This window comes from Streptosporangium sp. NPDC049078, from assembly GCF_040648855.1.
Classification (GTDB): Bacteria; Actinomycetota; Actinomycetes; order Streptosporangiales; family Streptosporangiaceae; genus Streptosporangium.
The window spans coordinates 47,931-61,782 of record NZ_JBEZEL010000026.1; the positions used below are offsets into that span (position 1 = coordinate 47,931).

Consider the following 13,852-nt stretch of genomic DNA (forward strand, 5'->3'; position numbering starts at 1 on the left):
ATGCCTGTTCCCCCCTGAGGAACTCACCCCAGTACGACCGAAATGCCCCGTTAGATAGTCTTGGAAACCGCACACCAATTACAGCTTGTGCACATTCGACAATAGATCAGCACATCCGTTACCGGCTCGTTGCCGCCTCGGCGTGTCGATCAGGTAAGAGCGCTCGGCGTGTCGGCAATACGAAGAGCCAACCTCATCCGGGTGCCGCCCGAGGGGCGCGGATGCGCCGTGACCTCCCCTCCCTGGGCCCGCGCGAGGCTCCGCACGATGTAGAGGCCGAGGCCGACCCCGCCGAATCTGCGGCGGTCACCGCTGTCCGCCTGGACGAAACGTTCGAAGACGCGCTCCCGGATGGCGGGGGCGATTCCCACGCCCTCGTCGTCCACGACCAGCACCACCCGGTCGCCGTCCACCCATGCCTCGACCCTGATCAGGCCACCGTCCGGTGAGTACTTGAAGGCGTTCTCCAGCAACTGGGCCAGCAGGATGTCGGTGGCCAGCGCGTCACCGGACACCGGGGGCAGGTCGTCGGGGACGGCGACCTCGATGCGGTGCAGGTCCGACAGGATCGGCAGACCCAGCGTGGCACGCCCGACCAGTTCGGCCAGGTCGAAGCTCTCGATCCTGAGCACGAGCTCGCCGGCCCCGGCGCGCGAGCCCAGCAACAGGTGGTCCATGAGCTGACCGAGAGAGCGGGCCCGCTCGGCGATGGTGTGCACGGCGGCACGGCGCTCGACGTCGGTCATGCCGTCCCAGCGGCTGTCGAGCGTGCTGGCGAAGCCTCGGACCACGGTGATCGGCGTGCGCAGCTCGTGGCTGGTGGTGGCGAGGAAGAGGTCCTTGGCCTCCTCCAGCTCCTTCGCGCGGGTGACGTCGCGGAAGTCGACCACGATCTCGCCCGTCTCCACGATCTCCGCGCAGAGCACGTCCAGCCAGGTGCCCGAGGGCAGCTGGATGCCGAGCTTGTCCCCGGGCCTCGGCAGCTCGAACGGCGGCGGCCCGCCGATCACCTCGGTGGCGTGGAAACCGGTCAGCTCGCTCGCGGCCGGGTTCCACCGGACGACCCTGCCCGCGCCGTCGAGGACCGCGATGCCGTCGGCGCTGGCGTCGAACACCGCCCGTTCGTGGGCGCGCTGGCGTACGGCCTCCTGGTAGGCCATCGCGTTGCCCACGGCGATGCCCGCGTGACCGGCGAGGAGCTCCAGCAGTTCCAGCTCCAGGTGGCTCACCTTGCGCTTGGCGAACAGCGCGTACAGCGCGCCGTACGGCCGCCCGCCCATGGCGGCGAGGCCGAGCGCGATGGTGTGCAGGCCGGGCAGCCGCGACCAGATCAGCTCGTCCAGGCGACTCTGGTCGCCGGTCTCCAGCAGGACGGTCCTGCCCTCGCGCAGCAGCTTGCCGACCAGGCTGGTGCGAAGGTCGGCGGTGGAGTCGCGCATCGAGTCGGGAAGGTTGTGGCAGGCCACGAGCCTGAGTTTGTCGCCCTCGATCAGCACGAACCCGCCCGCGTCGGCCCCGGTCAGGTCGGCGAGGCTCGCCGCGATCCGGTCGAGCACGGCGGGCAGCTCCAGCTCGGCGTTGATGTCGGCGACCACGTCGGTGAGCCTGCGGACGAGCTGTGCCCTGCGGACGCTGCGCTCGTTCGCGGTCTCGTCGTCCTGGGCCAGGTGGTAGACGCTGACGTAGCCGAGGAGGGCGCCGTCCGGCGAGGACAGCGCGCCGGTGTCGACCCGTACGTCGATCAGGCTGCCGTCGCGGCGAAACCGCTTGGTCCTCAGCGAGACCTCACCGCCGGTGCGGACCTTCTCCAGGACCGCGTTGTGCTCGGCCGTCAGCTCCTCGGGGACCACCGGCGCCCGGCGCCCGACGATCTCCTTCGCCGACCAGCCGAAAAGGCGCTCGGCGGCGGGATTCCAGGCGAGCACCGTCTGCTCGCGATCGATGGCGACGATCGCGTTGGGCGCAGCGGCGACGACCTCACGGCCGATACCGCCGTCACTGTCGGCCCTGTAGTCCACCACAGACCCATAGTGCCGTCTCAACCGGTCTGATCTTGGCACTTTCGTCCCGCACGTGTTGCCACTGGCCGGGCGATCCGTCCGATACTCTGCGGTCACCACACACCTGGATACGAAAGGGTGGGGCCATGTCATCCGGCGACATCGATGCATTGCTACGGGTGACCTCGCCCGACTACGTCGGCACGAGCCATCCCGACATCGCGTTCGGCACGCTCGACGGCCCGCTGGGGCGTCTCACCCTCGCGGTGACGGGCAGGGGTGTGGTGGCCTGCAGCTACGAGGACGAGAACGTCGTCTTCGAACGGATCAGCAGGGAGGTCGGCACGTTCATCGGGCCGGACGCCCGGCGGCTCGATCCCGTCCGCCGGGAGCTGGACGCCTACTTCTCCGCCAGGCTCCGCGCCTTCACCACACCGGTCGACCTGCGCCTGGCGACCCAGTTCTCCAGGACCGTCCTGCAGATGATGCTCGCGGTGCCGTACGGGACGGTGACGACCTACCGCGAGATCGCCGAGCGGATCGGCAGGCCGCGGGCGCTGCGCGCGGTCGGCAACGCGCTGGGCAGCAACCCGGTGTGCGTCATCGTGCCGTGCCACCGGGTCGTCGAGAGCGAGGCCGTTCTGGGCGGGTACGCCGGAGGGTCCGCCGCCAAGGAACGCCTGCTGCGCATCGAGTCCACCGCCACGGCCCGCGCGCCCGGCGGCGCGTAGACCGCCTCGCCCGTCCCTCCCCGCCCGGCCGAAGGCGTACGCTCCCGTGCGACAGGAAGCCGTACGCCCTCGTACGCCACCGACCGGAAACCGTACGGGCGGCACGGTCAGGAGCGGCGCCGGAGCGCGCCGAGGGCCAGGGTGGCGAGGCCCGCGACGAGGAACGCGCCGACGGACGCGCTCATCCACGGCTGCGGGACGAAGCCGAGCGCGTCGCGGACGCCGTTCCAGAACGAGGTCCACCACGCGACCTCCGGAGCGGTCGGCAGTGCGGCGAGCATCCACCACGTCACGAAGCCCAGCACCCACGCGACCACCATGAGCGGGCGCGAGGGCGCGGTCTCCGAGGTGTCCCAGCGATCGGCGCCGCCGAGCAGGAAGTAGTCCGCGGCGAGCACCGCGAACATCGGCACGAAGACCGCTCCGATGAGGCCGAGGAAGCCGGTGTAGGTCTCGGCGTTGACGAAGATCGCGAGCAGGGTGACCAGCACGCCGATGGCGACGGAGATGATCCGGCGGTCCAGCCTGGGCAGCAGGTTCTGCAGCGACATCGCGGTGGAGTAGACGTTCACGAACGACTGGTCGGTCTCGCGCAGCACCAGGATGCCGAAGAACAGCGGGCCGAGCGCCGCGGCGACGAAGGGGTCCCAGACCTGGTTCGGGTCGTTGCCGACCAGTGCGAGCGCCGCGATGCCGAGGACGAGGCAGGCCACCTGGGCGATCGTGTAGCCGCCGACGACCCCGGTGAACGCGGCCCTGCCGGAGCGGGAGAAGCGGGCGAAGTCCGCCGCGACCGGCACCCACGAGACCGACAGCGCGATCACGTAGTCGACCGCGGGGGCGAACGCCTCCCAGGATCCGCCGCCGATCGCCGGTCCCCGCTGGAAGAGCGCGATCGTGAACCAGATCATCGAGATCACCACACCGGCGGTGACGTACCTGCGGAGCAGGCGGACCGCTCCCAGCGGCCGGATGGTGAGCGCGGTGGTGATCACCCCCGCGACGACCACCCAGACCGCGTAGGGCACCTCGACACCGAAGGACCCGGCGATGGCCTGGGCGCCCTGGGCGATCACCCACAGCTCGAAGGCCCCCCAGCCCAGCATCTGGATGATGTTCAGCACGGTCGGCAGGTAGGAGAGCCTGGCCCCGAAGAGGCCGCGCAGCAGGACCATCGCCGGAGCGCCGGTCCGCTGCCCGGGAATCGCGGCCAGGCCGACCATCGCGGTACCGATGACGCTGCCCACGACGGCGGCCAGGATCGCGGCCACGAAGCTCAGCGGCCGGTCCCCGAGCGGGTTGATCAGGGCGATCGCACCGGAGAACCCGAGCAGGCTGACTCCCAGGTTGGCCCAGAGCGCGCCCTGGTCGAGCACGCCGAGGGCCTTGGGAGGAGCCTCGCCGAGCGTGAGGGGCGCCTCGACCGCCCCTGAGTCCCCGGGATCGCCGGGGCCCTTGGTGGAATCAACGGCGGCAGACGTCATCACGCACACTCCCTACGCCGGCATTACCCGGACAGGTTCATGCGGTCGGCGGCGCGTCGGAGGGTTCGAGACCCTCTGCGTGATTCCGCCCTCTCAGCCCGGTTACGCCCGAGCTCCCGCGGTAGACATTCGCCCCGATTATGCCATTCATTCCTTTCCTAGCAAGGGCTCCCCCTCGCCCGGTGCGTACGGCTCAGGCGACGAAGGGGTCCTGGCCGCTCTCGGCGACCATCGGGCGTCCCGCGCCGTCCCAGGACCGCATGCCGCCGCCGACGTTGATCGCGTCCCAGCCGACGTGGTTGAGCCAGGCGGCGGCGTTCGCGGAACGGCCGCCGACCCGGCAGACCACGTAGACGGGTGTGTCCTTGGGCACCTCGTCGACCCGCGCCTGCAGCTCGCCCAGGGGGATGTGGACGGCACCGGGCGCGTGCCCGGCACGCCACTCGTCGTTCTCGCGTACGTCGAGCAGGAACGCGTCTTCCGGCACGGCCTGCACCTCAACTTCAGGAACACTCATGCGCTCATTGTTCCAACGTCCCCCACCGGATGGGGCACGAAGCCGCTCGGATGCCCTCATCCGGACCTTCAATTTCCCCTGATAGCAGGCTAATTAGGGACATCCGGCCTGCCTGATCATCCGTCTCCGGCAGGGCGGGGAAGCCGTTCGCCGAGGGCGGCCGGGAGCGCCTCACGGAGAACGGATGATCCGGCGGAGGGACCCGGCCGCCGGAGACGTTCACCCACGTCCCGCTGTCAGGGCACGTCCCAGAAGGCGAGTTCGTGAGCCATCCCCTCGGCGAACAGCCTCCCCGCCCTGCCGGGGTCCGGCGCCGCCTCGTCGATCATCACCGCGATGCGCTCGGTCAGCTCGGCGAAGGCGGGGTGCGCGTAGGTGTCCACCCAGGCGCGGTAGCGGGGCTCGGTGGGCGGGTTCTCCGCCAGGACGCGGCCGAGCGTGGAGTAGCCCCACATGCAGGGGTAGAGCGCGGCCAGACCGTCGGCGTAGACGGCCGCGGAGTCGAGCAGGAAGGAGGTGTACGCCGCGCAGGCCGGCCCCTTCCTCGCGCCGCCGAGGTCGGCGTCGAACTCGGCCGACAGCGACCGGTGCAGGCTCAGCTCCTCGTGGAAGGTGGCGTGCGCCAGGTCCACCAGGTCGCCCAGATGCCCGTCCGGAGCCTGCCAGGCGAGCCGCGAGAAGACACGGACGTAGTCGAGCAGGAACAGGTAGTCCTGCTCCAGCCACGACCGGAACACCGGCTCCGGCAGGTCTCCCCGTGCGATGCCCACCACCGTCGGGTGGGCGAGCTGCGCCTCGACGAGCGGGCGGCCGATCGCGTGCAGTTCCTCAGAAACCCTCATGGGTCGGAGATTGTGTCAGGTCAGGGAGGCGGCGCCGAAGGAGACGCTGAAGCGCTTGCACCAGATGGTGACGGACTTCAGGCTGTCGAGGTCGGCTCCGGCGGGAATGGCGTAGTTGGCGTTGCCCCTGTTTCCCTTCAGGTCGCCGAGTTCGAGGTGCTTGCCGTCGTCCAGGTTGAACCATCCCGCGGTGCCCTCCTTGACGGGCTGGTCACTGAGCCAGACCCGCAGGTCAGGCCCATCGGAGGTGTTCAGGTCCTCGATCCGCAGGACCCGGCTCCCGTCGGGCAGCTCCAGCACCCTCGCCCTGCCCTCGGTCTTGTGCTCGTGGGAGATGAACGTGCCCTTGGACAGGGTCTTCGGCTCCCGAGCGGGCGCAGGGGATTCGGAGGGCGCCGAGGGCTCCGAGGACTCCGAGGACGCGGAAGACGTCGAGGGCTCGGAAGGCTCGCCCTGCGGGGCGGCCTCGGCTCCGGGTGGCGCGGTCGCCACGGGCAGCGCCTCGTTCACCTCGACGACGGTGAACAGGCGCCACGGCTGGAACAGGTACAGCGCGACACCGAGCGCGACGGCGCCCAACGCCAGGACGCCCCAGGTGACGGGGTGTCGGAGCAACCTCTTGACTCTCATGGGATACCTCCGGCGTCGGGTCCCGCGGCTTCCGGCCACGAGGAGAAAGCCGAGATGTCCCTCCGGCCTCGACGCCGACGCTATCCGCGGCGCCGCCCTCGATCGATTACGGACTGCTTACGACCGCGAAGTCCTCGCCCCGCTCCCGCGTGACACGACGGCGCCGACCGCCTCGACCCCGCCGCCCCTCGACGCCTCACCCCGCTCCCGCGTGACACGACGGGACTCCCCGGTCTCCGAAGGACGCGGCCCGGTCGCCTCCGTTCGGCCTCCGGCGCCGTTGTCCGGTACGGGACGAGCGGGTCGCGAAGATCGAAAACGAGCTGGGCCGAGGCCCTCGGAAGGCCGGGGAGTCGGAAGGCCGGGGAGAAGGTCACTTGCCGAGGGCGTCCTTGGGGACGGGCTTGTCCTGGGCGAGGGCCTCGAACATGCGCAGGGCCTTCTCCCGGTCCCACTTGACGACGGCCTGGCCGTCGATGGTGGGCAGTGAGCCGATGGGAACGACCGTGGTGATCGGGTCGCCGCCCATGGCGAGGCCGAGGGAGAGCAGGTCGAACGCGCCGGTCTCCTCGCCGACGGTCACCGAGTCGGCCGCGCTCAGCGCGAGCGGGACGGAGGTGAAGGGGTTGATCAGGACGCCGGGGCTCGCCGCCTTCTTCACCACCGCGGAGAAGAACTGGCGCTGGCGCTGGGTCCTGTCGAGGTCGGGGATCGCGCCGGTGGCGCGGGTGCGGACGTAGCCGAGGGCCGTCCCGCCGTCCATGGTCTGCAGGCCCTTCTTCAGGTTGATCCCCGCCTTGGGATCCTTGATCGCCTGCTTGACGTTGATCTCGACCCCGCCGATGGCGTCCACGATCCCCACGAAACCGCCGAAGCCGATCTCCATGTAGTGGTCGATGCGCAGCCCGGTGACCTGCTCCACGGTCTTGGGAAGCAACTGCTGGCCGCCCTTGAAGGCGTAGGCGGCGTTGAGCTTGTTGCTGCCGTGGCCGTCGATCGGCACGTACGAGTCACGCGGGAGGCTGACCAGGGTCGGGCGGTCGTCGCCCTCGGGGATGTGCAGCAGCATCATCGTGTCGGTCCTGCGACCCACCGCCTTGCCCGTGGCGAGCTTCTTGCGCTGGGCCGCGGTCAGGCCCTCGCGGCTGTCGGAGCCGACCAGCAGCCAGTTGGTGCCGGGAGTGTCGGCGGGACGGCCCTCGTAGTCGGTGAGCGCCTCGACCCGGGTCAGCCGCGAGTTGACCGTGAAATACCCGACGACGACCAGGATGAGCAGCACGACGACCAGTCCGGCGAGGATCCGCACGGCGAGCCTGCCGGGGCGCTTCGGCCGCCAGGCGGGCATGCGCGACGCGAACCCGCCGCCCTGGCCGCCGGAGCCTCCGCCCGAGCCCCCCGGCTGGGCCGAGGGGGCGTTCAGCGGCCTGACCGGGCCGGAACCCGATCTGGCCTTGCCGTACACTCGCCCGCCTCCCCGGGAGGGCGGCACCTCGCGCGCGGACGCCTCCTGTCGGACGGGCGTCTCCCGTGAGGAGGCCGACGCCCCCCGGACGGGCGCCCCCGGGCCGCCAGGCGCGGGGTAGGCGGGCTGCCCGGCCGCTCTCGACGGCACGGGCCCCGGCGTGGGCGATCGCAACGCGCGGGTGCGATCGTCGTCTTCGGGCCTGTCAGCCACGTCTTGTCCCGCCACTTCTCGATCTCATGGTGAAAACGTCATTATCGACGCTACGTCGTGGCTCAGGAACCTGCCGCGAGACGGCCAAGGTTTCCCTATGTAAAAGTACTCAGACAGGTGGTTAGCGACCGACAATGCGATCGTCGGCCGATCCGGAAACATTGACCCCCACCCGGATCGTTACGGTAGAGGACTACCTCTGCTCGAAAGGATGATCGTGTCCACTCCGGACCCGTGGAGTATCTGCCCGTGCGAACGCACGGGCACCACTGAACCAACCGGGAGAGTCGCCCGGTGAACACGGCTTTGGGCCTTCTGGCCATCCTCCTCCTGACCTTCGCCACCGGTTACTTCGTCGCACAGGAGTTCGCCTTCGTCGCGGCGGACCGGGGTGTGCTGCGCGAGCAGGCCGACTCCGGCGACGCGGCCGCGGCACGGGCGCTGGAGGTGACGAAGCGGCTGTCGTTCATGCTGTCGGGCGCGCAGCTCGGCATCACCGTGACCGCCCTGCTCGTCGGCTTCCTCTCCGAACCCGCCATCGCCACGGTCGTCCGTCCCTGGCTGGAGAACGCGGGAGTGCCGTCGGGGGCCGTGCCCGGCATCGCCGTGGCGCTCGCCGTCACGATCGCCACGGTGATCCAGATGGTCTTCGGCGAGCTGGCCCCCAAGAACCTGGGCATCGCCCGTCCCGAGCCCGTGGCGAAGTTCCTCGCCCGCTCGACGTTGATCTACCTGCGGATCGCCGGACCGGTCGTCCGGCTTTTCGACTCCGCCGCCACCGGCCTGCTGCGCCGGGTCGGCGTGGAGCCGGTGGAGGAGATCGAGCACGGCGCGAGCCCCGAGGAGCTGTCGCGGATCATCTCCGAGTCCGCCACGGCGGGTGACCTGCCGCCAAGGCTGTCGGAGCTGCTGGAGCGGGCTTTGGAGTTCGGTGACCGCACCGCGGAGGACGTGATGGTGCCGCGCCCCCGCCTGGTGCTGCTCAGGGACGACCGGCCGATCTCCGACCTGGTCGACGCGGTCCGCAGGCACGGTCACTCCCGCTACCCGGTGCTCTGCGACCAGAACGGCGACGACGTGGTCGGCGTCACCGGCGTACGCGAGCTGCTCAAGTCGGGGCTGACCGACGGCAGGCTGGAGAAGATCACCCGTCCCGCGCTCCTGGTGCCCACCTCGTCACCGCTGCCTCTCGTCCTGGAGCGCATGCGCGCCGCCCGCGACGACCTGGCGTGCGTCATCGACGAGTACGGCGGCCTGGCCGGCGTGGTCACCATCGAGGACCTCGCCGAGGAGCTCTTCGGCGAGCTCATCGACGAGAACGACCCGGAGCCCGCGGGGGTCGTCGTGGGCGAGGAGGGCACCTGGGACCTCCCGGGCACGCTCCGGCTGGACGAGATCGAACGGGCCATCGGGCTGCAGCTCCCCGAGAGCGACGACTACGACACCGTCGCGGGCCTGGTGCTCGCCACCCTCGGCCGGATGACCGAACCCGGTGACGAGGCGACCGTCACGCTGACGCCGCGGCACGATCCGCTGGAGAGCGACGACGTCGACGAGGAGGAGGCAGTGCTCACGGTGCTCTCCGTGCACCGCAGGGTCCCCGAGTGGGTTCGGCTGTCGCTCAACGCGCCACGGGAGACCGATGGCGACCAGGACACGGAGACGAGACCCGGGAAGACCGGGGATGAGGAAGAGCCGGAGATGAACGCGCCGCGGATGATCCAGCGTGGCCCCGAGCCGCCCATGATCGAGCGGAGCGGGGTGAGGCGGCGATGAGCACCGTCTCCGCCCTCCTGCTCGGCGTGGCCCTGCTGATCGGCAACGCCTTCTTCGTCGCCGCCGAGTTCGCGGTGATCTCGGCCCGCAGGCACCGCCTGGAGGAGATGGCGGGCAAGGGCGGCCGGTTCACCCGGCTCGCCGCCCGCGCCGCCGTGCGCGGCAGCAGGGAGCTCTCCCTGATGCTGGCCGGAGCCCAGCTGGGCATCACGCTGTGCTCGCTCGGCCTCGGCATGGTGACGGAGCCGGCCATCGAGCACCTGCTGGAGCCGGTCTTCGGCGCGGTCGGCCTGCCCGAGTCGCTGCGGGTCGCGGTCTCGCTCGTGATCGCGCTGGCGTTCGTCACCTTCCTGCACATGGTGATCGGCGAGATGGCCCCCAAGTCGTGGGCGCTCACCCACCCGGAGACCGCGGCGATGGGGCTGGCCATGCCGTTCCGCGGCTTCACCTGGCTCATGAGGCCGGTGCTCGCAACGCTCAACGGCCTGACGAACGGGATCCTGAGGCTGTTCGGGGTGGATCCCAAGGACGAGCTGGCCACCACCAGGACCCCGGTCCAGCTGGCGATGCTGGTCGGCGAGTCGGGCCGGATGGGCCTGCTCGACCGCGATGAGCACGACCTGCTCACCCGGGCCCTGCGGGTTCACCAGCAGCCGGTGGAGCGACTGATGCTGCCGCTGGAGAAGACCACCTCGGTGCCCGACGACGCGACGAGCGAGCAGATGCGCCAGGTCGCCGCACGCGACGGGCACCTGCGCATGCTGGTCACCTCCGGCAGGCCGGGCGACGTCCTGGGCGTGGTGCACGTCAGGGACATCCTCGTCCGGCCGGAGGCGAGCCCCGCCGAGCTCGCCCGCCCGGTGCCCCGCCTGGACAAGGCCACCACGATCCCCGACGCGGTCTCCACGCTCCAGGACGCCCACGCGCACCTGGGCCTGGTCACGGAGAACGGCGGCGAGGTGGTCGGCATGGTGAGCCTCACGGACCTGCTCGGCGAGGTCCTGGACGTGCGGGTGCTCGCGACCCGCTAGCGGCTCGCCGACTCGCGACCCGCCGGTCGGCGGGGACCGTCGGGATCGGTCTCGGAGTGGGCGGGAGACGGCGCGGGCCGGGGAAAGATTCTTTCCCCGGCCCGTGTTCTCTGTCAGCGTAATCCGGACACCGGCGAACCCCTGCAAGTCATCCGAAAGTGATCAGCAAGCACGGCAGGGTAGAAGGGTGAGGCATGCCGTAGTGGGCCAAAAACCACAAGACCCATGCGTAACCCCTGAGACTTCTCTATAACGGAGCGAGCGACTATCTTGATCGATGATCCACTCGGTCCGGCACGAGACCTTACGGACGGCTCAGATGAATACGCGGTTTCCCGGAAAACGACAAGACCCCGGTCGCGATGCTCGCATGACCGGGGTAGTGATCTTGTGGGCGAGGAGGGATTTGAACCCTCACGTCCTTTCGGACACACGGACCTGAACCGTGCGCGTCTGCCGTTCCGCCACCCGCCCTTGTTGGGTGCGGTCGAAACATTAGCACGAATCAGCCGGTACCCATGAACCCGGATACGATCCTCCTAGATGCGGAAGCGGAGCAGCTGGGTGCGAGAGAGCGAGGAACGAGCCCCCAAGCGGCCGTGACCAGATAGACGGAGGAGGGGAGGTACCCGATGGGAGTCCTTCAGCGTTTCGAGCGGAGGCTCGAAGGCTTGGTCGAGGGGGCCTTTGCGCGGGCGTTCAAATCTGACCTTCAGCCGGTAGAGGTCGCCAGTGCGGTCCAACGGGAAATGGACGAGCGGGCGGCGATCGTCGCCCAGGGCCGCACTCTCGTGCCCAACGACTTCGTGGTCGAACTGTCCACGACCGACAGCGAGCGGTTGGAGGTTTACTCCGACAGCATCAGCCACGAGCTGGCCAACCTCGCCAGGGAGTACGCCAAGGAACAGGGCTACTCCTTCGTGGGACCGGTCAGGGTCCGCTTCGAGACGGCCGACGACCTCGCGGTCGGCCTGTTCCGCATCCGTTCGGGCGTGATCCGCGGGGCGACGGTCGAGCAGGACGAGATCCGAACCCCGGTGAGCGACGTGCCCCCCGCACGGTCGCACGCCTTCGGGGGCCGCCCCCGCCTGCTGGTCTCCACCCAGGACGACCCGCAGGGCCAGCGGTCCTTCGACCTGACAACACCGGTGACCCTGCTCGGCAGGGGCACCGACTGCGATCTACGGCTGGTCGACCCGGGTGTGTCCCGGCACCACGCCGAGCTGCGAGTGGAGGGCCCCCTGGTCGCGCTCGTCGACCTCGGCTCCACGAACGGCACCTTCGTCAACGGCCAGCCGGTTCGCCGGGTCGAGCTCCAGAACGGCACTCGTGTGACGCTGGGGCGAACGACTCTGGTTTTCCGGCGCGATTAAAGGTAAACAGACGGTCCATGTCCGAGCTCACGCTGCTGCTGATCCGGCTCGCCTTCCTCGCGGTGCTGTGGTTCTTCGTGATTGCCGCGGTCGGTGTGATCCGGACAGACTTGTTCGGATCACGCACGGCCGCCGCCGTCCCCGCGCGCAAGGCCCCCAAGCCGGTGAAGCCCGCGGCCAAATCCAGGAAGGGGGAGCCACGGGAGATGATCGTTACCGGTGGCCCCCTCCAAGGCACCACCATTACCCTCTCGGAGACGCCCATCACCATCGGCCGGGCGAACGACGCGACGCTGGTAGTCAGCGACGACTACGCCTCCAGCCGGCACGCCCGGCTCTTTCCCCAGGACGGTCAGTGGATCGTGGAAGATCTCGGCTCGACCAACGGCACGTATCTCGACCGCTCCAAAGTCACCCGTCCGACTCCGGTGCCGCTCGGTGTTCCGATCCGCATCGGTAAGACCGTCATCGAATTGCGCAAATGACCATCGCACTCCGTTACGCCGCCCGCTCCGACGTCGGCCTCCTCCGCGAAGGCAACGAGGACTCCGCCTACGCCAGCGGCCGCCTGCTCGCCGTCGCGGACGGCATGGGCGGCCACGCACACGGCGAGGTGGCCAGCTCGGTCGCCATCGCCGCGATGTCCTCGCTCGACGTGGACGCCCAAGGGGGTGACCTGCTCAGCGCCATCGAGGCCGCGGTACGCGACGCCAACCGCAAGCTGCACGAGATGGTGGGGCGCGATCCCAGCCTCAAGGGCATGGGCACCACCCTCACCGCCATGCTCTGGTCGGGGACGAGGGTCGCCCTGGTCCACGTCGGCGACTCACGCGCCTACCTGCTGCGCGCCGGGGAGCTCTACCAGATCACGCACGATCACACCCTCGTGCAGTCACTGGTGGACGACGGCCGCATCACCCAGGACGAGGCCGCCACCCATCCACAGCGGTCGATCCTGCTGCGGGCGCTCGACGGCAGCGGTGAGGTCGACCCCGACCTGTCCCTGCGCGAGGCCCAGGTCGGCGACCGCTACCTGCTCTGCTCCGACGGCCTGTCCGGGGTGGTGAGCGCCGAGACACTGCACCACACGCTCTCCACGATCGAAGACCCGGAGGGGGTGGTCCGCACCCTCATCGACCTGGCCAACCGTGGCGGCGGCCCCGACAACATCACCTGCGTCCTCGCCGACGTGCTGGAGGTGGACGAGAGCCACGTACCGCGCACCGACGCGGCCGTGGTCGGCGCCGCGGGTTCCAGCATGCCGCGGTCGGAGCTGCCGGACACCCCCGCGGGTCGCGCCAGCGCGGTCACCATGCCGCAGCCCGTCATCTCAGACGACGACGACATCGACGAGCCGATCATCAGGGCCGCGGCCCGACCGGCCAAACGCCGCCGGCTGTGGCCGCTCCTGGCCGTGGTGGGCGGCGTCGTCGTCGTCGGAGGCGGCCTGGGCTGGTATTTCGGCGGCCAGTGGCTGGAAGACCAGTACTTCGTGGGCGCCAAGGGCAACGAGATCGTGGTCTTCCAGGGCGTGAAGACCAACCTCGGCCCCTTCGAGCTCTTCGACGTGGCCCAGAGCACCGCGGAATCGATCACCTCCCTCGGAGCGTTCCAGCAGGGTCAGGTCCGCGACGGCATCCCCGTTCCCACCGTCGAAGCGGGCCTGAAGAAGATCGAAGAGCTGAAGTCGTCCGCGGCCAAAGCCGATCGGAAGGAAGAGCCGACCGCGACCCCGAGCGCCTCCGCGTCCTCCGCGCCCGCCAGGGCCCCCGAACCCACAAGGTCACAGTAGA

The 13,852-nt window shown here is 69.9% G+C and carries 12 protein-coding genes, 1 tRNA gene and 1 riboswitch; of the genes, 6 read left to right on the top strand and 7 right to left on the bottom strand.

Translation table 11 applies throughout. The features are described from left to right. Positions 1-149: 149 nt before the first annotated feature. Positions 150-2,021, bottom strand: coding sequence for a PAS domain S-box protein (locus AB0B90_RS35270; protein ID WP_350942028.1), 1,872 nt, complete (start codon positions 2,019-2,021; stop codon positions 150-152). A gap of 125 nt (positions 2,022-2,146) precedes the next feature. Between AB0B90_RS35270 and AB0B90_RS35275 the strand changes: the two genes are divergently transcribed. Continuing rightward, entirely contained in the window at positions 2,147-2,731 is a 585-nt protein-coding gene (locus AB0B90_RS35275; protein ID WP_362902111.1) for a methylated-DNA--[protein]-cysteine S-methyltransferase, read from the top strand. Positions 2,732-2,838: 107 nt separating this feature from the next. Here AB0B90_RS35275 and AB0B90_RS35280 read toward each other — a convergent pair whose 3' ends face one another. The 5 genes from AB0B90_RS35280 to AB0B90_RS35300 all read right to left on the bottom strand — a co-directional run bounded on the left by AB0B90_RS35280 (position 2,839) and on the right by AB0B90_RS35300 (position 7,666). Next, entirely contained in the window at positions 2,839-4,215 is a 1,377-nt protein-coding gene (locus tag AB0B90_RS35280; RefSeq protein WP_350942025.1) for a cytosine permease, read from the bottom strand. Continuing rightward, positions 4,207-4,345, bottom strand: a riboswitch (TPP riboswitch). (Overlaps the previous gene by 9 nt.) A 63-nt stretch (positions 4,346-4,408) precedes the next feature. Continuing rightward, complete coding sequence (locus AB0B90_RS35285) at positions 4,409-4,732, bottom strand: rhodanese-like domain-containing protein (protein ID WP_350942023.1); 324 nt, start codon at positions 4,730-4,732, stop codon at positions 4,409-4,411. Positions 4,733-4,968: 236 nt separating this feature from the next. Continuing rightward, entirely contained in the window at positions 4,969-5,574 is a 606-nt protein-coding gene (locus AB0B90_RS35290) for a TenA family protein (protein ID WP_362926447.1), read from the bottom strand. A gap of 15 nt (positions 5,575-5,589) precedes the next feature. Further along, the gene (locus tag AB0B90_RS35295; RefSeq protein ID WP_362926448.1) at positions 5,590-6,204 is read right to left on the bottom strand and encodes a DM13 domain-containing protein; all 615 of its coding nucleotides are present in this window, start codon (positions 6,202-6,204) and stop codon (positions 5,590-5,592) included. A 373-nt stretch (positions 6,205-6,577) separates the two neighbouring features. Continuing rightward, positions 6,578-7,666, bottom strand: a complete 1,089-nt coding sequence (locus tag AB0B90_RS35300) for an LCP family protein (protein WP_350942019.1) — start codon at positions 7,664-7,666, stop codon at positions 6,578-6,580. Between the two features lie 507 nt (positions 7,667-8,173). Here AB0B90_RS35300 and AB0B90_RS35305 point away from each other — a divergent pair. Next, positions 8,174-9,655, top strand: coding sequence for a hemolysin family protein (locus tag AB0B90_RS35305; protein ID WP_350942018.1), 1,482 nt, complete (start codon positions 8,174-8,176; stop codon positions 9,653-9,655). Then, entirely contained in the window at positions 9,652-10,686 is a 1,035-nt protein-coding gene (locus AB0B90_RS35310; RefSeq protein ID WP_350942017.1) for a hemolysin family protein, read from the top strand. The genes AB0B90_RS35305 and AB0B90_RS35310 overlap by 4 nt, the downstream gene beginning before the upstream one ends. Positions 10,687-11,077: 391 nt before the next feature. Here the strand turns inward: AB0B90_RS35310 and AB0B90_RS35315 are convergent. Next, positions 11,078-11,160 (bottom strand) — tRNA-Leu (locus AB0B90_RS35315). A 158-nt stretch (positions 11,161-11,318) separates the two neighbouring features. On the opposite strand from AB0B90_RS35315, the gene AB0B90_RS35320 reads away from it, so the two are divergent. From AB0B90_RS35320 to AB0B90_RS35330, 3 genes are read left to right on the top strand one after another with little or no spacing between them, the layout of a single operon-like run. Then, entirely contained in the window at positions 11,319-12,059 is a 741-nt protein-coding gene (locus AB0B90_RS35320) for a DUF3662 and FHA domain-containing protein (RefSeq protein ID WP_350942016.1), read from the top strand. A gap of 17 nt (positions 12,060-12,076) precedes the next feature. Then, a complete protein-coding gene (locus tag AB0B90_RS35325) occupies positions 12,077-12,544 on the top strand; it encodes an FHA domain-containing protein (protein WP_350942014.1) in 468 nt (155 codons plus the stop codon). After that, a complete protein-coding gene (locus AB0B90_RS35330; RefSeq protein WP_350942013.1) occupies positions 12,541-13,851 on the top strand; it encodes a PP2C family serine/threonine-protein phosphatase in 1,311 nt (436 codons plus the stop codon). Before AB0B90_RS35325 ends, AB0B90_RS35330 begins: the two co-directional genes overlap by 4 nt. The last annotated feature ends 1 nt before the right edge of the window (position 13,852 follow it).